Raw genomic sequence first — 1,031 nt, forward strand, 5'->3', positions numbered from 1 at the left:
ATCGCCGTCATGGCGCTGAGATACAGTTTAGCCCGTAAATCGGCCGGACCCGTTTTGGTCAGGCGTGAACGGCCGTTCACTGAACTGCCTGACCGTTTCTCCCGCGGAACCAGACCCAGCCATGCCGCCGCCTGTTCCGGGCTGCTGAAGGCGTTTCCACGCAGCACTGCCAGCATATTCGAGCCCACCTGCTTACCAATGCCTTTCACCGACGTCAGGTACTTCATGTCCTGCTTCAGGTCCGGATGGTTATCAATATGGTCGTCGATCTGCTGCTGGACCGAAAGCAGCTCTGCATCCAGCGCCGCTATCATTTTTGTTACTGAAGCTTCAACGCGTGTGGAAAAGCGGGTGACGTGCAGTTTTTCCAGCCGGTTCTGCTCACGCTGCAAATCTTCCCGCAGCGCATCGCGCCTTTTCAGCAGCGCTTTCAGTTCCCGGATGGCCGGTGGCGGGGGCACCCATGCTTCCGGCTGGCGCAGTGCGCCATAGAGCGCCAGAACATGGGCATCTACGTGGTCGTTTTTCGTCAGAATGCCCATGCCTGTAGCAAAAGACCGCACACGGACCGGACTGGCAACCACCACGCGAAGTCCTTTTTCATGCAGACCATAAGCAAGATGCTCATGATAGGTTCCCGTCGGCTCCAGGATGACCTGTAGCTCAGAAAGAGCGACTTTTCTGACCGCCAGCCACTCAAGCAACTGCCGGGCCACGTCCGGTCCGTTAGAAAGCACTTTGGTTTTTTTCCTGCCCCCGGGGCCTTCCGGAAGCAGGCAGACATCAATTTTACTTTTCCCGACATCAACACCGAGCTGAATCATTTTGCGTCTCCTTTCACCTGATACCATCACGCCCGTTTCCCTTGTGCATGCGGAGTCGCTGCTCCTGGCAACCGTTCAAAGTTAATGCTGGCGTGAAAGGGGAAGCAGGAGATCTAGGCTGACACACAGGATCGAATCCTGATGGATGACACAGATTCATCCTGCTTCCTGTAGTGGGAGCTAACCACTACAGAAAACAAGATACAA

General features: G+C 55.6%; 1 protein-coding gene. It reads right to left on the bottom strand.

Annotation, left to right across the window (positions count from 1 at the left end; all coding sequences use genetic code 11):
* Positions 1 to 824: IS110 family RNA-guided transposase (locus tag PAG01S_RS21410; protein WP_062759701.1), on the bottom strand; the 824-nt coding region annotated here is incomplete at its 3' end.
* Positions 825 to 1,031: the final 207 nt, after the last annotated feature.

The organism is Pantoea agglomerans NBRC 102470, from assembly GCF_001598475.1.
GTDB lineage: Bacteria > Pseudomonadota > Gammaproteobacteria > Enterobacterales > Enterobacteriaceae > Pantoea > Pantoea agglomerans.